The organism is Enterococcus timonensis (genome assembly GCF_900104595.1).
GTDB classification, from domain to species: Bacteria; Bacillota; Bacilli; order Lactobacillales; family Enterococcaceae; genus Enterococcus_J; species Enterococcus_J timonensis.
Window position 1 is genome coordinate 659504 of record NZ_FNVY01000004.1, and the last position, 20901, is coordinate 680404.

Here is a 20901-nt window from a genome sequence, read left to right on the forward strand (position 1 = left end):
AAGTTTTTGATGACGGAATGTAAAGGATTGTTGTATGAAAAAATCGCAGAAAATTATTTTGAGTTTAGTCAGTATTGTAGTCCTTGGTGCTGGTGTTGTGTTTGCTTATGCTATTAAACTAGCTGAAGACGCCAAACAAACGGTGGCTAATATTGAAGGTAGTATCGATCGTGAAGTTCGTCCCGTGAATTATGAAGCGCAAGATCCGGTTTCGATTTTGTTAATGGGTGTTGATGAAGGGACAGTCACTGGAGAATTGGACCGCACAACAGATTATGTTGGCCGCAGTGATTCACTGATGTATGTCACTTTAAATCCAAAAAATAAACAAACAACAATTGTTTCCATGGATCGCGATTTATATGTGCAAATTACCGGCAAAACTAGAGATAGTGGCGCGCCGCTTTATGCTAAATTAAACGAATCGTATTCATACGGAGCAGGTGACGGGGCTGGCGAAATAGGTTCGGCTGAAACCACCATTGCCACTGTGGAAAATATGTTGGATGTGCCAGTAGATCATTACGTTTCAATTAATATGCAAGGTATGGAAGATTTAATTGATGCCGTGGGCGGAATTACCGTTGATAACCAATACCATTTTGAATTAGATGGTGTTGAATTGTATCCCGGTGTTCAAGAACTTGACGGCAAATCAGGGCTTGCTTATGCGCGATTTAGAAAATATGATGCCGCCACTGGCATGGGCGATCCTGAAGGGGATGTCGGTCGTCAAAAACGACAACGAGAAGTAGTTGAACTAATTGTCCGTAAAATTTTGAGTTTAAATTCAGTAACGAATTATCAAAAAATATTTACCGCAATTGAGGACAATGTCGTGACCGATTTAACTTGGGATCAAATGTTAAATATCGCTCAAGGATATACAAGTGTGTTAGATAATATTGTTCCGCTACAACTACAAGGGCAATATCATTGGTTTGACGGCTATTATCAACTGTTACCAATTAACGAGCTGTTAGATATTCAAAATGCGCTGAAGACCCAACTAGACCTTCCTAATGTGGATAGTCTGGCTGCTATGGAAAGTTTTGATAATCAAGAATATTATTTTGATGACACTAATCTTGATGCTGATGCCGGTGAACGCGAGGGCATTGATGACAATCTTTACTTTGACGGACAAATTTTGCGCCCTTATCAAAGTATTTGGACGCGGGATAGTTATCCGGAAAATGCTTTGACCCAATCGACAACGGAATCAAGTGGATCTGCTACTGAAACGACAGCCACTTCCGAGATTGCTCAAGTAGAATAAAATAAAACATAAATGGAAAATCCAGCCGTTAATGGTTGGATTTTTCTTTTGGGAAAAAATGCCGAAACTTTTTGTAAAAAAATTCTCGCTGATTTTCGCCAAATTTTAAAATAAATATGATACACTCAAAAAAAGGACGTGAAGAAATGACAATTCAATGGTTTCCCGGCCACATGAACAAGGCCAAACGGGAAGTGAGCGAAAAATTAAAATATGTTGACTTGGTGTTGGAATTAGTAGACGCCCGCTTGCCCCAATCCTCAAGAAATCCCTTATTGGATAAAATTATTCAAAATAAACCAAGACTGATGATCTTAAATAAAATTGATTTAGCAGATCCTGTGGCCACTAAGCAATGGTTGGCCGAATTTGAACGTCAAGGCATTCCGGCAATTGGGATTAACGCCAAAGAAGATCATGCTAAGAAAAAAATTATGACTGGCGCTAATGAAGTTTTAAAAGAAAAAAAAGCCAGAGACGCCTCCCGAGGCATTAAACCACGGGCAATTCGCGCTATGGTTATCGGTATTCCTAATGTGGGAAAATCCACCCTTTTAAATCGCTTAGTAGGTAAAAAAATTGCCGCTACTGGTAATAAACCCGGCGTAACTAAAGGGCAACAATGGTTAAAAATTAGTGGGTCTTTGGAATTATTAGACACCCCAGGAATTTTGTGGCCAAAATTTGAAGATGAGCGGGTGGCCAAAAAACTCGCCGTCACTGGTGCCATTAAAGATCAGTTGCTTCATTTAGATGATTTGGCGATTTATGCGCTAGATTTTTTGAGTGAGCATTATCCAGACTCTTTAGTGAAACGATATGGTTTTACTAAAGAGGATTTAACGGTCGGCGGCGTTGAACAGTTATTACTAATTAGTAAAAAACGCGGCTTTAAAGATGATTATGAAAAAGGCGCCACGCTATTTCTGACGGAGCTTAGAAACGGGATGCTTGGCGGAATTACTTTTGATATTGTTCCTGAGCAAAATTAAATAAATCAAAACGGGAGGATGGAAGTGTATTCCACAGCTGAAATAAAAAATTTGTTACAAAATAAAGTTTCTCCTGAACTTTTTGAAGAATTAAAAATCGATTCTCGTAAAGGTGTTCAGCAGCTTCTTGTTTCATATGAAAAGCGCCAGCAAACGATAGAACTGGCAAAAAATAATTTTTACGATCGTTTGTCTTTTGAACGCCAACTTTCTGCAGAAGGTTTTTCGGCGGTGGCTGGCATTGACGAAGTTGGTCGAGGGCCATTAGCAGGTCCCGTTGTGGCAGCAGCAGTAATTTTGCCGGCGGATTTTTTTCAGCCAGAGGTGAATGATTCTAAACAAGTTTCTGAGAAAAAAAGAAATACTTTATATGAAATCATTCTTGAAAAAGCAGTCGCTGTGGGTATTGGAGTGATTTCTGAAAAAGTCATCGATCAAGTCAATATTTATCAAGCGACCAAACTTGCTATGATTGATGCGGTGAAAAATTTAGAAGTGCCAGCCGACTTTTTACTTTTGGATGCTATGAAGTTAGACTTGGCGATTCCTCAAGAAAGTCTGATTAAAGGGGATGCCCGTTCGGTGTCCATTGCGGCGGCCTCAATCGTGGCCAAAGTCACTCGGGATTCGCTAATGACAGCTTACGATGAAGAATTTCCCGGCTATGATTTTACTCATAATGCCGGTTACGGCACGAAAAATCATTTGGCAGGTTTGTCAGAGTTTGGTCCATCGCCCATTCATCGCCGAACATTTGCCCCAGTAAAAGATTATTTTAAATAATAAAAACCGGTAAACACCATTTTTTCTTTGGTGTTTACCTTTTTTTGCGTATCTTCTAGTAAAGGGGTGTCGCCATGAGTAAAAAAAGATTGCTACAACAATTATATTTAACCCGAGGAGTCGGCAACAAGACGATTCAAAAAATACTCGCCCAAATTCCTGATGACAGCGCGGTTAGTCAATTAACAGCTAATGATTTAATAAAACTAGGAGAAATTTCTCGCCGGCAAGATTTTGCAAAAAATTTTCAAGAAGTGCTAGATCATCCGGAATGGTTGAAGTATTTAAATACTTTGCCGCATTTTACCACGCTTGATGCGTTATATCCGCCGCTGCTAAAAGAAATGTATCAATTTCCTTCGTTGTTATTTTTTCAAGGAAATACCGAACTTTTAGCAAAACCGTCTCTGGCTGTCGTGGGTACTCGTGATCCATTGCCACATTTAAAGCCGGTTTTAGAAAAAGTTTTGCCACCACTTTTAAATGAACTAGTGATTGTTTCCGGACTCGCTGAAGGGACGGACGCACTGGCCCACCAATTGACCCTAGAAAATAACGGCGCAACCATTGCTGTTTTAGGAAATGGTTTAAATATTTTTTACCCGAGAAAAAATCGCCAACTACAAGAAACTATCGCCAAACGTGGCCTTTTATTAAGTGAATATCTCCCACAAGCAGAGCCTCGGCGTCATCATTTTCCCATGCGCAATCGGATTATTGCCGGACTTACTTTAGGAACGGTAGTCGTGGCCGCTAAAGAACGGTCGGGCTCTTTAATTACCGCGCAAATGGCTTTGGAAAATAATCGGGAAGTTTTTGCGATTCCCGGCAGTATTCTCGATAAGAAATTTTCCGGCTGTTTATCCTTAATTCAAGAAGGCGCCAAGTGTGTTCAAAATGCAACTGATATAATAGAAGAAATTCGTTTTTCCTAAATCATTTTTAAAAATATTTCTCAATCGATTTTTCCAAGTCGACCGCGGGTTTCTCGCGGTTTTTTTGCGCATTTTTACGCAGCTGGCCAAAAAATGATTACCCCTCGTCCTTGACAAAACAATTCTTTCTAACATATGATAATATCCGAATTCAAATGTGTGTTATTACACAAATTTTTTTAAAATTTACTATTAAAATACAGATAAATACACAAAAGGAGAATTGTTTTGGCATTTAAATACTTAGTTATCGTCGAATCACCTGCAAAAGCAAAAACAATCGAAAAATATTTAGGGCGCAATTATAAAGTCATGGCTTCCGTGGGCCATGTGCGTGATTTACCGAAAAGTAAAATGGGAATTGATTTTGAAAATAATTTTGAACCTCATTATATTAATATCCGCGGAAAAGGCGACGTCATTAAAAGTTTGCGGACCCAAGCCAAAAAAGCTGAAAAAGTTTACCTAGCAAGTGACCCGGATAGAGAAGGGGAAGCTATTGCTTGGCATTTAGCCCATATTCTTGGGTTGGATATTAAAGATGAAAATCGCGTCGTCTTTAACGAAATCACCAAAGATGCTGTTAAAGAAGCTTTTAAACATCCGCGGACGATTGATTTAAATTTAGTCGATGCCCAACAAGCGCGCCGGGTGCTAGATCGGATTGTGGGTTACTCCATTTCACCTATATTATGGAAGAAAGTTAAAAAAGGTTTGTCCGCTGGTCGTGTGCAATCCATCGCTTTAAAAATTATTATCGACCGGGAAAAAGAAATTCGCGCCTTTATTCCAGAAGAATATTGGACAATTGACGGGAATTTTAAAAAGGGTGCTAAAAAATTCAAAGCGGGCTTTTATGGCATCAACGGAAAAAAAATGAAGTTAAAAAATGCTGAAGACGTTAAAGAAATTTCTAAACTTTTAAAAACCAAAGATTATTTAGTAGAAAAAGTCGAGAAAAAAGAACGGAAAAGAAATGCACCACTACCTTTTACTACGAGTTCTTTGCAACAAGAAAGTGCTAACCGAATTAATTTTCGGACTAGAAAAACCATGATGGTCGCTCAACAACTTTACGAAGGAATTTCTCTTGGTAAAGAGGGCACAGTCGGGTTGATTACTTATATGCGTACAGACTCCACCCGGATTGCTGATTCCGCTAAAACCGATGCTGCTAAATATATTACTGAAACTTTTGGCGAAAAATATTCTACTCATTCCGTTCGGACCATTAAAAATGCCAAGGGCGCTCAAGATGCCCATGAAGCGATTCGTCCGTCTAGTGTTTTTTACACGCCAGAAAAAATTGCCAAACATTTAGATAAAGATCAATTAAAATTATATACGTTAATTTGGAATCGATTTGTGGCAAGTTTAATGACCCCAGCGGTGATGGATACGGTCAAAGCGACTTTAACGCAAAATACTGTGACCTTTATTGCCAATGGTTCCGTCGTGAAATTCCCTGGTTATTTAAAAGTTTATCCAGAAACGACGAAAGACCAAGAAAAAAATCTTCCCGCATTAACGGAAGGTGAAACCGTTCAAGCAGTAGATATCGAAAACAATCAACATTTCACCCAACCACCGGCTCGCTATTCTGAAGCCACGCTAATTAAATCGTTAGAAGAAAATGGTGTCGGCCGCCCTTCAACTTATGCGCCGACTTTAGAAACGATTCAACGCCGTTATTATGTTAAATTAGCGAATAAACGCTTTGAACCAACGGAACTTGGAGAAATTGTTAATTCACTAATTGTAGAATTTTTCCCACAAATTATTGATATTACTTTTACTGCCGATATGGAAAATGATTTGGACCGAGTGGAAGATGGCACGGAAGAATGGAAAAAAATTCTCGAACGTTTTTATGGACCATTTACTAAAGAATTAACCGACGCCGAAGAAAAAATCGAAAAAATTCAAATCAAAGATGAACCAGCTGGCTTTGATTGTGATCTTTGCGGACATCCTATGGTAATTAAATTGGGGCGCTATGGTAAATTTTACGCTTGTTCTAATTTCCCTGATTGCCGCAATACAAAACCAATTGTTAAAGAAATTGGCGTGATTTGTCCTGTCTGTCATGAAGGTCAAGTCATTGAGCGCAAATCGAAGAAAAATCGGATTTTTTATGGCTGCTCTCGTTATCCAGAGTGTGATTACACTTCATGGGATAAACCAATCGGACGCCTTTGTCCCGTTGATGGCGGTCAACTAGTGGAGAAAAAAAAAATCAAAGGTGGCGGCAAGCAAGTGGTGTGTGCCAATGGTGATTACGAAGAGGCCGTGCAAAAATAATTTAAAAATAAAACATACGGAGAAATTATGGAAAAAATTCAAGTAATTGGGGCCGGATTAGCCGGTAGTGAAGCAGCGTATCAAATTGCCCAAGCCGGGATACCGGTAGAACTTTATGAAATGCGAGGAAAAAAATCAACCCCAGCGCATCACACAGAAAATTTTGCTGAGTTGGTTTGTACTAATTCTTTGCGGGCCAATCAATTAACGAATGCAGTGGGTGTTTTAAAAGAAGAAATGCGCCAACTGAATTCTTTAATTATGGAAGCCGCCGATGCCACCGCCGTTCCAGCTGGCGGTGCTTTAGCAGTGGATCGGGATTTATTTTCCGAATATGTCACCGAAAAAATTAAAAATCATCCACTAATTACGGTTATCACTGATGAAGTAGAAAAAATTCCTGAAGGCATTACCGTTGTTGCGTCAGGTCCTCTAACGAGTGATCATTTAGCTGCCGATATTCAAGCGTTTAATGATTCCGATGGGTTTTATTTTTATGATGCAGCAGCGCCGATTTTAGAAAAAGACAGTATCGATTTTGATAAAGTGTATTTAAAATCCCGCTACGACAAAGGGGAAGCGGCTTACTTAAATTGCCCTATGACAAAAGAAGAGTTCGACGTTTTCTACGAAGCTTTAATTACTGCTGAAGTGGCGCCATTGAAATCCTTTGAAAAAGAAAAATTTTTCGAAGGCTGCATGCCGATTGAAGTGATGGCTAAGCGCGGGGAAAAAACAATGCGCTTTGGTCCGTTGAAACCCGTGGGCTTAGAAGATCCGAAAACGGGTCGTCGTCCTTATGCGGTGATTCAATTGCGCCAAGATAATGCTGCAGGATCACTTTACAATATTGTTGGCTTTCAAACTCATTTAAAATGGGGCGAACAAAAACGCGTTTTCCGTTTGATTCCGGGTTTGGAAAATGCTGAATTTGTGCGTTACGGTGTGATGCACCGGAATTCATTTATGGATAGTCCTAATTTATTAGAACCGACGTATCAAACGAAAAAACGGCCTGATTTATTTTTTGCCGGGCAAATGACTGGTGTGGAAGGTTATGTAGAAAGTGCCGCTTCTGGACTTTTAGCCGGACTGAATGCCGCTCGCTTGGCGCAAGAAAAAGAACCAATTGTCATGCCGGAAGAAACCGTGATGGGGGCGATGGCCCACTATATTACTCATGCGGCCAGCAAACATTTTCAACCAATGAATGCCAATTTCGGGATTTTAAAAGAGTTAGACACACCAATTCGCGACAAAAAATTGCGCTACGAAGCGTTAGCTAATCGCGCACTGGCAGATATTGCTAGCACTAAAGAAGCACTTTAAAAATATAAAATAGTAAAAAGAATTTGGAAAACTTTCCAGATTCTTTTTACTTTTTCAGCGTTGAAACTAACAATTGGCTTTGTTTTGCGTGAAAATGTTGAGAAAAGATTAAAATTTTTGCAATAAATCATTTAATTCTGACAATTAAATTGTAGAAAAAGCTTTTTTTTGTTACAGTTAACATGTTTGGAGGTGCACAATGACTGAAAAAAATTGGCCCGAACTTTTTTTTAAATATCTCCATACCCAACGTGGCTATTCTCCTTTAACCATTGATATTTATCATGATGATTTGCGGGATTATTTAGCTTTTTTAAAAACATCAGGAGATGCCAATTACTTGGAAGTAGAGCCCTTAGATGTCCGGAGTTATTTGGGCTTTTTGTATGAAAAAAAATATGCTAGAAATACGGTGAGCCGCAAAATTTCTGCGTTGCGTTCCTTTTACCAATTTTTGTTAAAAAATGAAGTTTTGGACGAGAATCCTTTTTCTTATTTGCACCTTAGAAAAGGACCGAGTCGTTTGCCGAAATTTTTTTACGAAGAGGAGATGAATGTGCTCTTTGAAACGGCTAGTGGCAGTCAGCCGCTGGATTATCGGAACACGGCGCTCTTAGAAGTTTTTTATGCTACGGGTTTGCGGGTTAGTGAAGCTTGCCAACTGCAAATTTTCGATGTGGATTTTCAATTAGGCGTTGTCTTGCTCCATGGAAAAGGCAATAAAGAGCGTTACGTGCCCATTGGAAGCTTTGCTCAAGATGCTTTAAAAATTTATTTTGAAAAATCTCGGACACCGCTAATGACTAAATACCATAAAGAGCACCAATTTGTCTTTGTTAATCGCCTAGGCGAACCGATTACTGATCGCGGCATTCGTTATGTTTTTACCCAACTAGTGAAAAAATCCAGTTTAACCACGACGATTCATCCCCATATGTTCCGCCATACGTTTGCCACTCATTTACTTAATAATGGGGCCGACATGCGGACCGTTCAAGAACTTTTGGGGCACGTCAATCTTAGCTCCACTCAAATTTATACACATGTCACTACCGATCGCCTGCAAGAAAGTTACGATAAATTTTTCCCGCGGGCTTAATGTTTGATGATTCAATTTTAAAAAATTTAGGAGGTTTTTAAATGTCAGTAAAAAGTCCATTTCATTCCACTACTATTTGTGCCGTGCAAAAAGACGGGCACATCGCCATGGCCGGTGACGGGCAAGTCACCATGGGAGAACAAGTGGTGATGAAAGGTACGGCCAAAAAAGTGCGGCGAATTTTTAATAATGAAGTAATTGTCGGTTTTGCCGGCAGTGTCGCGGATGCTTTTACTTTAGAAGAAAAATTCGAAGGAAAACTCAATGAATATAATGGCAACTTAACCCGAGCAGCTGTTGAGCTGGCTAAAGAATGGCGGACCCAACAATCGATGCAAAAATTAGAGGCAATGCTTCTAGTCACCAATGGCAAAGAAATGTTATTAGTTTCAGGAACGGGTGAAGTTATTACACCAGACGAAGATGGTGTATTAGCCATCGGTTCAGGTGGGAATTTTGCCTTAGCAGCAGCGCGGGCGATGAAAAAATTTGGCGCCCCAGATCTTTCGGCCCGAGAAATTGCTGAAGGTGCGTTAAATATCGCTGCGGATATTTGTATTTTTACCAATCACAATATTATCGTGGAGGAAATTTAAATGTCTGAACAAACACCAAAAGAAATTGTCGTTGAACTTGATCACTATATTGTTGGTCAAAATGAAGCGAAACGTGCGGTAGCTGTAGCTCTGCGCAATCGTTATCGTCGTTTACAATTAGATACGGAAATGCAAAAAGATGTGACGCCGAAAAATATTTTAATGATTGGACCAACTGGAGTGGGAAAAACCGAAATCGCCCGCCGGCTTGCTTCTGTTGTGGGCGCGCCATTTGTTAAAGTGGAAGCAACTAAATACACCGAAGTCGGCTACGTAGGTCGTGATGTGGAATCTATGGTGCGCGATTTGGTAGAAAATGCGTTGCAAATTGTCAAAAAGCAAAAATATTCTCAAGTCTACGCAAAAGCGCTCCGTCTAGCAAATGAACGGCTAGTTAAAGCCCTCGTTCCTGGGATTAAAAAAGAAAAACGCCAAAGTGGCAATCAATTTGAAAACATGATGAATATGTTTAATCAAATGCAAAAAACAGAAGAACCAGAAGAAATCAACGATTCCATTCGCACCAGTCGCGAAAGTGTGATGGACCAGTTAGAAAAAGGTTTACTAGAAACGCGTGAAGTCACTATTGAAGTGCAAGAAATAAAACCAAAAACTAATATGATGAACAATGGCTTAGAACAAATGGGCATTGATTTAGGCGATACTTTGTCGGCTTTAAATCCCCCTAAAAAAACCAAGCGAACACTGCCGGTCAAAGAGGCGCGGGAAGCATTAATTGTTGAAGAGCAAGATCGTTTAGTCAATACAGCGGACATTAATGCCGCTGCCGTTGAACTGGCGGAAAACTCAGGCATTATTTTCATCGATGAAATTGATAAAATCACCGCCAAAACTCAACAATCTGGCGAAGTTTCTCGGGAAGGTGTTCAGCGGGATATTTTACCCATTGTGGAAGGATCAACCGTCAATACAAAATACGGCACGATTGAAACAGACCATGTTTTATTTATTGCTAGTGGGGCTTTCCACGTGTCCAAACCATCTGATTTGATTCCTGAATTGCAAGGGCGTTTTCCTATTCGCGTCGAGTTAGATGATTTAACAAAAGATGATTTTGTGCGGATTTTAACTGAGCCAAAAAATTCTTTGATTCGTCAATATACCGCGCTATTAGCTACGGAAAATGTTAAAATTAAATTTACTAAAGAAGCAATTGATAAAATGGCTGAAATTGCCTTTACCGTCAATGCCCATACTGAAAATATTGGTGCCAGACGTTTGCATACGATTTTGGAAAAATTGCTGGAAGAATTATTGTTTGAAGCTAGCGACATGCAAATGGGTGAAATTTTAATTACCGAAAATTATGTCAACGAAAAATTAGCGACCATCGTCCAAGATGAAGACTTAAGTCGCTTTATTTTATAAAATTACTTTGGAGGAAAATAATGACTTTACTAGACAAAATGCGTCAAATGAATGAACTGCTGCAAAAAAATGATAACTTGGAAGTTCATACGGCACTTCCTTACAATCATATGGCTCAAGTTTCTGGCGATCTTTTAGATGCCAATTGTTACATTATTGATCAACAAGGTTTGCTCCTCGGGCTCAATGAAGTGCATGATATTAATAATCAACGGACTAAACAAATGATGGCCACCGGTCAATTTGAAAAAACCTATACGTATGATGTGGATCGCCTGCAAGTAACGCGGGAAAATATTCCCATTGATTCTGACTTGACCGCTTTTCCGGTTGAATGGCGGAGTCATTATCCATTTGGCGTGACAACGATTGTGCCTATTTTTGGAGCTGGTCGTCGTTTAGGAACCATTATTTTAGCTCGGATGCAAGATCGTTTTTCTGAAGATGATTTGGTTTTAGCAGAATATACAGCAACGGTTATCGGGATGCAAATTTTGTATCAACAATCTAAAGTAATTGAAGCTGATATTCGTCAACAAACCCAAGTCCAAATGGCCCTTTCTACTTTATCTTATAGTGAAATGAAGGCCGTTAAAGCGATTTTTAAAGCTTTAGATGGTAATGAAGGTCGTTTGACCGCGTCATCGATTGCCGATTCCATTGGGATTACGCGCTCGGTAATCGTCAATGCTTTGCGAAAATTAGAATCAGCTGGCGTGATTGAATCTCGTTCATTAGGGATGAAAGGGACTTATTTGAAAGTCTTAAATGATCGCTTTATTGCGGAATTAGACAAACAATTTTAATTTAATTATTTTATGGATTCAATCGTTTTACAAGAAGAACTTTATAAAAATAGTTTTACCGGGAAAGATTTAAAAAGGAGTGATTTGGTGATTGTTTTAGAAAATGAGTGGTTGAAAGTTGGCGTAAAGCCAGCCGGTGGGGAACTGACGGAAATTTTCCACAAAAAAAATCAGCTGAACTATTTATTTGACGGCAATCCGTCATTTTGGTCACGGCAAGCGCCGGTGTTGTTTCCTTTTGTAGGACGCCTAAAAAATGATCAATACCATTATCAAGGGAAAACATATCCCATGGGGCAACATGGTTTTGCCCGCGATAAAGTTTTTCAAGTGCAATCACAAACGCAAGAGTCAGTGACTTTGGTTTTAACTGATTCTAAAGAGTCGCAACAAGTCTATCCCTTTGCTTTTTTTCTAGCGGTCACTTACACCCTTAAAGACGATACGCTAACTGTTGCTTATCAAGTGGCTAATCCAGCCGAAACACCGCTCTATTTTTCCCTTGGTGCCCATCCGGCTTTTCGGTTGCCACTAGAAGAGAATTTAAGTTTTGAAGATTATTATTTGCAATTTACACCGGCTAAAAGTCGGCTGGCACTTCCTTTAAATGGTCCTTTTATTGATTATAATCAGCGGACCATTGCCGCCACCAATACGAATATGGCGTTAACTTATGATCTTTTTAAAAATGATGCCTTAATTTTTGAAACGAATGGGCCGCAAATGTTTGCGATTGTTAGTGAAAAAAGTGAACATGGGGTCAGTCTCAGTTACGATGGGTTTGATTATGTGGGCTTTTGGACGCCATATGGCAAAGATGCACCATTTTTATGTATTGAACCATGGTCTGGATTAGCTGACACTGTTGATACGACTGGTGAGCTGACGGAAAAATTGGACATTCAAACGTTAGGTGCCAAAGAAACATTTGAAAAATCATTTACACTTCATCTTTTTTAAGCGGCTAAATTAAATAAAAAGAACTGTGACAAAAAGATTTCTCTTTTTTATCACAGTTCTTTATTTTATTTTTTTTTTGGAAATAAACCAAACGGCACTCGATTTTCAGTTCCATTTTTAATACGGGCGATATTGTCCTTGTGGCGAATAATAATAAAAAGGGCGATAAGGAAAATCACACCGGTTAAAAACCAATCTTGTTGGGGCAAAATCACCGGCGCGATTAAAGGTAAAATCATCGTGGAAACAAAGACTAGGACAGCGGTAATCATACTAGATAAAGAAACAGTAGAAGTTAAAAATAAAATGATTATAAACAGCAGCAAGGAAAAAAAGAAAAATGGTGGATAATAACCTAGCAAAATTCCGCCAGAAGTGGCGACGGCTTTGCCACCTTTAAAGCCGGCAAAAATCGGAAAAGTATGACCTAAAATAGCGGCCAGCCCAAACCATAAAGGATTAATAGCCAGCCCGAAGTAAATGGGAATCATCGTCGCAACCGTTCCTTTTAAGATATCCAAAATAAAAACGACGATGCCAGCTTTTTTTCCTAAGACGCGAAAAGTATTGGTGGTCCCCATATTGCCAGAACCAAAGTCTCGCAAATCCTTTTTAAAAAAAAGTTTGCCAATCCAGACGCCATTTGGAATCGATCCGATTAAATAAGCGACAATCAATAAAATAAAAATTTTCATTATGCACCTTCAAAGTTTAAATTTATCACTTTCTAAGTGTACCATAGCAGACTACCGAGAACGCAATTTTTTTTATTTTCGCGGTCTTTTTTGCTAGAATTATTTGACTAACGATTAAAAAACCGCTATTGTCTTAAAAGATACAATGTTCATTTTTGTTGGTTTTATTTAACAAAAATCATACATAAAGGAGTAGAGTTCGTGGTAAAAAAGCAAACATATAATGATGATTCCATTCAAGTACTAGAAGGACTAACGGCAGTCAGAAAACGGCCGGGTATGTATATCGGTTCCACCGATTCAAAAGGACTCCACCATCTTGTTTATGAAATTGTCGACAATGCTGTCGATGAAGCACTTTCTGGGTTTGGGGATAAAATTGCGGTCACAATTTATCCAGACGGTTCTTTAGGCGTGCAAGATTTTGGCCGGGGAATGCCCACAGGAATGCACGCTTCCGGGATTCCTACTGTCGAAGTCATTTTTACCATTTTACATGCGGGGGGCAAATTTGGCCAAGGCGGCTATAAAACTTCCGGTGGACTGCATGGCGTTGGTGCCAGTGTCGTCAATGCTTTATCTAGCTGGTTAAAAGTAAAAATTGTTCGTGATGGCACTTTATATGAAGAAAATTTTGTTAATGGTGGCAAGCCAAAAGGAACCTTAAAAAAAATTGGCAAAACAAAAAATCCTGAAGGTACTGAAGTTATTTTCATGCCGGATAAAGAAATTTTTTCTACTACCAAATTTTCCTTTGAAACGTTAACGGAACGTTTGCGGGAGTCGGCCTTTTTACTGAAAGGCGTGACGATTACTTTAACGGATTTAAGAGGCGAGGAAAAAGTCGAAGAAGTTTTTCATTTTGATGAAGGCTTAAAAGAATTTGTCGCTTATTTAAATGAAGAAAAAGATGCGTTAACGCCGGTGATTTATTTTGACGGGGAAAAAGATGGCATTGAAGTAGAGTGTGCCCTTGAATATAATGATGGCTACTCGGAAACGGTTTTGAGTTTTGTTAATAATGTGCGCACTAAAGATGGCGGGACTCATGAAGCTGGGATGAAGACGGCTTTGACGCGATCTTTTAATGACTACGCCCGGAAATCTAATTTACTTAAAGAAAAAGATAAAAATCTTGAAGGTAGCGATTTTCGTGAAGGACTCACCGGTGTCTTATCGATTCGTGTGCCAGAGCAATTATTACAATTTGAAGGGCAAACGAAAGAAAAACTAGGCACTCCTATTGCCCGGTCTGTAGTGGATAATGTTTTAGGGGAGCAATTGAGTTTTTATTTGCAAGAAAATGGCGATGTTGCCCAAATGCTAGTCAAAAAAGCCTTGAAAGCACGAGAAGCACGAGTAGCGGCTCGTAAAGCGCGGGAAGAAAGCCGCAGTGGGAAAAAGCGCAACAAAGGAGAATCCCTCCTTTCGGGAAAATTAACACCCGCTCAATCAAAAAATCCGAAACGCAATGAACTCTTTTTAGTGGAAGGAGATTCCGCCGGCGGTTCAGCTAAACAAGGACGCGATCGGAAATTCCAAGCCATTTTACCTTTACGAGGAAAAGTTATTAACACGGAAAAAGCGAAACTTGCCGATATTTTAAAAAATGAAGAAATCAATACAATGATTTACACGATTGGCGCAGGTGTCGGGGCAGAATTTTCGGCTGACGATTCTAATTACGATAAAGTGATTATTATGACCGATGCCGATACCGATGGCGCTCATATTCAAGTTTTGCTGCTGACTTTTTTCTATCGTTATATGAAACCACTCATTGAAGCTGGAAAAATTTATATTGCGCTGCCGCCTTTATACAAAGTGCAAAAAGGCACCGGGAAAAAATCAGTCATTGAATATGCTTGGACCGATGAAGAATTAGCTAAGATTACCGAAAAACTCGGCACAAATTATATGTTGCAACGTTACAAAGGTTTAGGGGAAATGAATGCTGACCAACTGTGGGAAACCACGATGGACCCTGAGACGAGAACTTTAATTCGCGTTCGGATTGACGATGCTGCCAAAGCCGAGCGCCGAGTGACCACCTTAATGGGTGACAAAGTTGAACCTCGCCGTAAATGGATTGAAAGTCATGTCGCTTTTACGTTGGAAGAGGAAGGTTCTATTTTAGAAAACCAAGAAGAGCTTGCTTACACAGATGAAGAAGAGATTGTTGAGACAGCTTTAGAACATCAAGAAGACGTTAAAGAGCAAGCAGCATTAGTTGACGAAGAAAAAATAGTTGAAAAAAAAGCCGAAATTCTAATTGAAAAAAGCGATCATCAATTGGATTTTTCAACAACTAAAAAAGAAAACAAAAATAAAAAACAAGCACCAAAAATAACGACAACCAAAAAAGATCCGGAAAAAGCAGCGCAAAATAAAAATGTCGCCCCAAGTGATTTTGAATCTTTTTCTTTATTTGATTTTGAAGGGGAGGAATAAATGTGGCACATCCGATTAAAGAATTAACTTTAGAAGATGTTATGGGAGATCGCTTCGGGCGGTACTCTAAATATATTATTCAAGAACGGGCTTTACCTGACATTCGTGACGGTTTAAAACCGGTGCAACGTCGGATTTTATTTGCCATGCACCAAGATGGAAACACTCATGATAAAGCATTTCGTAAATCCGCTAAATCCGTGGGAAATATTATGGGGAATTTTCATCCCCATGGTGACTCCTCGATTTATGAGGCGATGGTTCGGATGAGTCAAGATTGGAAGTTGCGGGAAACTTTAATTGAAATGCACGGTAATAACGGATCAATGGATGGCGATTCTCCAGCGGCGATGCGTTACACAGAAGCGCGTTTATCAAAACTTGCCGATGAACTGTTAAATGATATCGACAAAGAAACAGTGGAACTTGTTTGGAACTTTGATGACACGGAAAAAGAACCGACTGTTTTACCAGCGGCTTTTCCTAATTTATTAGTCAATGGTTCAACAGGAATTTCAGCCGGTTACGCCACTGAAATTCCCACTCACAATTTAGGTGAAGTAATCGATGGCACGGTTTATTTATTAGATCATCCCGATGCTTCTTTAGAAAAATTATTGCAATTTATTCCTGGTCCCGATTTTCCAACCGGGGGTATTTTGCAAGGGAAAAAAGAATTACAACAGGCTTATGAAACAGGACGAGGCAAAGCCATTTTGCGTTCAGTAACCGCCATTGAAAGTATTAAAGGCGCCAAAGAGCAAATTGTCATTACTGAAATTCCTTATGAAGTAAATAAAGCCCAACTAGTTAAGAAGATGGATGAAGTCCGCCTCAATAAAAAAGTTGAAGGTATTGCTGAAGTTCGTGACGAAAGTGACCGGACCGGCTTACGGATTGTTGTGGAGCTGAAAAAAGAAGCCAATGCTAACGGCATTCTTAATTTTTTATTGAAGAATACCGATTTGCAAATTAATTATAATTTCAATATGGTAGCTATCGATGAAAAAGCACCAAAACAAGTGGGCTTGCAAAAAATGTTGGCCAGTTACATCAAGCATCGCCGAGAGGTCATTAAACGCCGCAGTCAATTTGATTTGGAAAAATATCAAAAACGGCAACATATTGTAGCAGGGTTAATGAAGGCCTTGTCGATTTTAGATGAAGTGATTGCTATAATTCGTAATTCTAATGACAAAAAAAATGCCAAAGAGAATTTAATTAGCGAATTTCAATTTACAGAAGCGCAAGCTGAAGCAATTGTTACTATGATGCTGTATCGTTTAACTAATACCGATATCACGATGCTGCAACAAGAAGACCATCAATTGCAGGAAAATATTTCGGCTTTGCAATTAATTTTAAACGACCAAAGTCAATTGGATAGTGTCTTGAAAAAAGAATTGAAACAATTGAAAAAAAATTATGCGACTCCTCGCTTAACTAAAATCGAAGCTGAAATTTCCGAAATTAAAATTGAAACGGAAGTCTTAATCCCGTCTGAAAAAGTGATGGTAGTAGTAAGTAGAGAAGGGTACATCAAACGCAGCTCCTTGCGCAGTTATGCCGCTTCAAAATTAAGTGAACTAGGATTAAAAGAAGGCGACAGTTTATTATTTAGCCAAGTGGCAAATACCCGTGATCATTTACTTTTATTTACGACTCACGGCAATGTAATTTATCGCCCAGTCTTTGAACTGCCAGACCTTAAATGGAAAGACTTAGGAGAACATATTTCCCAAACGATTAATGGCCTTTCCCTGGACGAAAAAATTATTGCTAGTTTCGTCTACGAAACGATAAGCGATCAATCTTTTGTCTTCTTTACTAAAAATGGAATGATTAAACAAACATTACTCAGTGAGTTTGCCCCTTGGCGCGGGTACAAGTCAAAAAGTACCATGGGTATGAAGCTAAAAGGAAAAGATGAGCTGATCAATGTTTTACTGACCCCAACAGATTTGTCCGATGTCTTTTTAATTAGTCACCGTGGATTTGCATTACGCTACAGTCTTAGTGAAGTTCCGGTGGTCGGTGCCAAAGCTGCCGGTGTGAAATCAATGAATTTAAAAGAAGAAGATCAAGTAATCAATGGACAGTTGGTAGATCACGAAGGGGACACGCCCATTTTTCTAGTCACCCAACGTGGATCAGTTAAAAAATTCCTGGCACAAATTCTTGAACCGTTAACCCGAGCTAAACGCGGGGTAATGATTCTAAAAGAACTGAAAGGAAATCCCCATCGAGTAGTTTACTTTAACCGTTTAGATAGCAATCAAGTGCAACAAACGTTTGTTTTAACTTCTGCTAAAGGGACGCAAGTAGAAGTTGTTGCCCAAGAGTTAATCTTCTCTGATCGCTTAAGTAACGGCAGCTTTGTCATGGATGAAAAACAAGTCGGTCCGGTGATTAATGTCGAAGAAATCATGACCATCCAAAACTTAAATGAAGCTAATTCTGGCGATGATTCACTAAAAGAATAATAGAATTTTAACGGAACCACCTAAATTTAGGTGGTTCTTTTTAATTAAGTAACAAACTTAGTGAAGGAATTCGCCATTTTTCACCAACTGTACTCTTAAAACTAATACAGTTATCTAAAAAATGAGTACAATTGATTTAAATGACTCACTTTAGTGGACGTATTTTTCAAAAAAAACGATCTGTTGTAGAAAAATCAGTAAAAAATGCTCTGTTTTAGTACAACAAATCGAAAATTCGGCTTGCCAAAATCTTAAGAAATTGCTAAAAGTTTAATAATGTTCACAGACTTCACAATAGTAAATCGTTGATACAACAAGGTTTAACAAAAATTAATAGCCGAACTTGAAAAAAAATTTACAAACTGAACGACTTTAGCTTGCATTCCTTTTCGGTTGTGTTATACTTTATTCGTAAACCTGTTACATATGAGTGATCATAATTATTTGAGGAGGTCTCATGAATGGGAGCAACTAAAGAATTAGAAGAATTGAAAAATGTAGAGAAATCTGCATGGGATGGATTTAAAGGTCATCTTTGGAGAACAGAGATCAATACCCGCGAATTTATCCAAAATAACTACACACCGTTTGAAGGCGACGCTTCATTTTTAGCTGGACCAACGGAAGCTACAAACAAACTTTGGAAAACTTTACAAGGTTTGCAAAAACAAGAACGTCAAAATGGCGGCGTATTAGACATGGAAGCTGATGTTGTATCATCTGCTGATGCTTACGGCTCTGGCTATATTGAAGAAGATTTAAAAGACTTAGAACAAATCGTTGGTTTGCAAACTGACAAACCTTTGAAACGTGCCTTCATGCCTTATGGTGGGATTAAAATGGCTGAAGAAGCTCTTGAAAGCTATGGCTACAAAACCAACCCTGAATTGCACACAATCTTTACTAAATATCACAAAACACATAACCAAGGTGTTTTCGATGTTTACACACCAGAAATTCGGGCAGCTCGCCGGAATAAAATCATCACTGGTCTTCCTGATACTTACGGTCGTGGCCGGATTGTTGGTGACTATCGTCGGATCGCTTTATATGGTATCGACTACTTGATGGAACAAAAATTCAAAGATCATGAAAATTGTGGTCACGGTCAATTCACTGACGAAGATATTCGTTTACGTGAAGAAATTACTGATCAATACAATGCTTTAAAACGGATGAAAACAATGGCTTCAGCTTATGGTTTTGATATTTCCGTTCCAGCTGAAAATGCTAAAGAAGCTGTACAATGGTTATACTTTGGTTATTTAGCAGCTATTAAAGAACAAAACGGGGCTGCTATGTCAATCGGCCGTGTTTCAACTTTCTTAGATGTTTATATCCAACGTGACTTAAACCGCGGTTTGTTAACTGAAGAATCTGCTCAAGAATTAATTGACCACTTAGTTATGAAATTAAGAATGGTTAAATTCGCACGGATTCCTTCATACAACGAATTGTTCTCAGGAGATCCAATCTGGGCAACATTATCAATCGCTGGTATGGGTCTTGACGGTCGGACTCTTGTTACTAAAAATGATTTCCGTTTCTTACGGACATTAGAAAACATGGGACCTTCTCCAGAACCAAACTTGACTGTTCTTTATTCTTCTCGTTTACCTGAAGGATTTAAAGAATATGCAACGAAGATTTCTATTGAAACTTCTTCTATCCAATACGAAAATGACGATGTAATGCGTCCAGTATGGTTAGATGACTACGCTATTTGCTGCTGTGTATCAGCTACGCAAACTGGTAAAGAAATGCAATTCTTCGGTGCCCGCGCTAACTTAGCTAAAGCTTTACTTTATGCTATTAACGGTGGTGTTGATGAAAAATCTAAAACTCAAGTTGGACCTGCATACCAACCAATTACTTCTGATCTTTTAGACTTTGATGAAGTTATGGCTAAATATGACGACATGATGGAATGGTTAGCTGGAATGTATGTCAATACATTGAACGCTATTCATTACATGCATGACAAATATTTCTATGAAGCAGCTGAACTTGCTTTGATGGATACAAACTTGAAACGGACTTTCGCAACTGGGATCGCTGGTTTCTCTCACGTGGTTGACTCCTTGTCAGCTATTAAATATGCTAAAGTAACAGCAATTCGTGACGAAGACGGCTTAGTTGTTGATTATAAAGTTGAAGGCGAATTTCCTAAATACGGAAATGACGATAACCGCGCCGATGATTTGGCTGTTTGGTTATTGAAGAAATTCTTGGAAAAATTGGAACACTACCATACTTACCGTGATTCCGAACCAACAACTTCAATCTTAACAATTACTTCTAACGTAGTTTACGGTAAAGCAACTGGTAATTTGCCAGATGGCCGCCGTGCTGGTACTCCATTATCACCAGGTGCTAACCCATCTTATGGTGCTGAACAATCTGGTTTATTAGCTTCTCTTAACTCTTTGACGAAATTACCTTATGAATATGCTTTAGATGGTATCTCTAATACACAAAGTATTAACCCTGATGCATTAGGTCATGACGAAGAAGAACAAGTAGAAAACCTTGTTTCTGTATTGAACGGTTACTTTGATAAAGGCGCTCACCATTTGAACGTGAATGTCTTTGGTAAAGAAAAACTTGTTGATGCTATGGAACATCCAGAAAAAGAAGAGTACGCAAACTTCACCATTCGCGTTTCTGGTTATGCCGTTAAATTTATCGACTTAACTCATGAACAACAATTAGATGTTATTGCTCGTACTTTCCACGATCATATGTAATTTCTGCTTAATCTCGAAGCGGACGGACGTTTGTCACGCCCGTTCGCTTCTTTTGT

Annotated in this window: 14 protein-coding genes and 1 pseudogene; 14 read left to right on the forward strand and 1 reads right to left on the reverse strand. The window is 39.0% G+C overall.

Annotation, left to right across the window (positions count from 1 at the left end):
- Window positions 1–34: 34 nt before the first annotated feature.
- The 11 genes from BQ5341_RS07855 to BQ5341_RS07905 all read left to right on the forward strand — a co-directional run bounded on the left by BQ5341_RS07855 (window position 35) and on the right by BQ5341_RS07905 (window position 12469).
- Window positions 35–1279: an LCP family glycopolymer transferase gene (locus BQ5341_RS07855; RefSeq protein ID WP_071131454.1), complete on the forward strand. Its 1245-nt coding sequence runs from the start codon at window positions 35–37 to the stop codon at window positions 1277–1279.
- 146 nt (window positions 1280–1425) lie between these two features.
- Window positions 1426–2271, forward strand: coding sequence for a ribosome biogenesis GTPase YlqF (gene ylqF / locus BQ5341_RS07860; RefSeq protein WP_071131455.1), 846 nt, complete (start codon window positions 1426–1428; stop codon window positions 2269–2271).
- Window positions 2272–2289: 18 nt separating this feature from the next.
- On the forward strand, window positions 2290–3054 hold the full coding sequence (gene rnhB / locus BQ5341_RS07865; protein WP_071131456.1) for a ribonuclease HII: 765 nt from the start codon (window positions 2290–2292) through the stop codon (window positions 3052–3054).
- A 74-nt stretch (window positions 3055–3128) separates the two neighbouring features.
- Window positions 3129–3989: a DNA-processing protein DprA gene (gene dprA, locus BQ5341_RS07870; RefSeq protein ID WP_071131457.1), complete on the forward strand. Its 861-nt coding sequence runs from the start codon at window positions 3129–3131 to the stop codon at window positions 3987–3989.
- A 228-nt stretch (window positions 3990–4217) separates the two neighbouring features.
- Complete coding sequence (topA, locus tag BQ5341_RS07875; RefSeq protein ID WP_071131458.1) at window positions 4218–6290, forward strand: type I DNA topoisomerase; 2073 nt, start codon at window positions 4218–4220, stop codon at window positions 6288–6290.
- 27 nt (window positions 6291–6317) lie between these two features.
- Window positions 6318–7619, forward strand: a complete 1302-nt coding sequence (gene trmFO / locus BQ5341_RS07880; RefSeq protein ID WP_071131459.1) for an FADH(2)-oxidizing methylenetetrahydrofolate--tRNA-(uracil(54)-C(5))-methyltransferase TrmFO — start codon at window positions 6318–6320, stop codon at window positions 7617–7619.
- Between the two features lie 199 nt (window positions 7620–7818).
- Window positions 7819–8718 carry a tyrosine recombinase XerC gene (xerC, locus tag BQ5341_RS07885; protein ID WP_071131460.1) on the forward strand — a complete coding sequence of 300 codons (900 nt, stop codon included), beginning with the start codon at window positions 7819–7821 and terminating at the stop codon, window positions 8716–8718.
- A gap of 41 nt (window positions 8719–8759) precedes the next feature.
- The gene (hslV, locus tag BQ5341_RS07890; protein WP_071131461.1) at window positions 8760–9314 is read left to right on the forward strand and encodes an ATP-dependent protease subunit HslV; all 555 of its coding nucleotides are present in this window, start codon (window positions 8760–8762) and stop codon (window positions 9312–9314) included.
- Entirely contained in the window at window positions 9315–10703 is a 1389-nt protein-coding gene (gene hslU, locus BQ5341_RS07895) for an ATP-dependent protease ATPase subunit HslU (protein WP_071131462.1), read from the forward strand. It abuts the gene before it with no gap.
- 17 nt (window positions 10704–10720) lie between these two features.
- A complete protein-coding gene (codY, locus tag BQ5341_RS07900) occupies window positions 10721–11509 on the forward strand; it encodes a GTP-sensing pleiotropic transcriptional regulator CodY (protein ID WP_071131463.1) in 789 nt (262 codons plus the stop codon).
- Window positions 11510–11593: 84 nt separating this feature from the next.
- A complete protein-coding gene (locus tag BQ5341_RS07905; RefSeq protein ID WP_071131922.1) occupies window positions 11594–12469 on the forward strand; it encodes an aldose 1-epimerase family protein in 876 nt (291 codons plus the stop codon).
- Between the two features lie 65 nt (window positions 12470–12534).
- On the opposite strand, the gene plsY is transcribed toward BQ5341_RS07905, so the two are convergent.
- Window positions 12535–13164, reverse strand: coding sequence for a glycerol-3-phosphate 1-O-acyltransferase PlsY (gene plsY / locus BQ5341_RS07910; protein WP_071131464.1), 630 nt, complete (start codon window positions 13162–13164; stop codon window positions 12535–12537).
- 201 nt (window positions 13165–13365) lie between these two features.
- On the opposite strand from plsY, the pseudogene parE reads away from it, so the two are divergent.
- The 3 genes and pseudogenes from parE to pflB all read left to right on the forward strand — a co-directional run.
- Window positions 13366–15315, forward strand: a pseudogene (parE, locus tag BQ5341_RS07915) (DNA topoisomerase IV subunit B); the annotation flags it as partial.
- A 341-nt stretch (window positions 15316–15656) separates the two neighbouring features.
- A complete protein-coding gene (gene parC, locus BQ5341_RS07920) occupies window positions 15657–18098 on the forward strand; it encodes a DNA topoisomerase IV subunit A (protein ID WP_071131923.1) in 2442 nt (813 codons plus the stop codon).
- Window positions 18099–18559: 461 nt separating this feature from the next.
- The gene (gene pflB, locus BQ5341_RS07925; RefSeq protein WP_071131465.1) at window positions 18560–20845 is read left to right on the forward strand and encodes a formate C-acetyltransferase; all 2286 of its coding nucleotides are present in this window, start codon (window positions 18560–18562) and stop codon (window positions 20843–20845) included.
- Window positions 20846–20901: the final 56 nt, after the last annotated feature.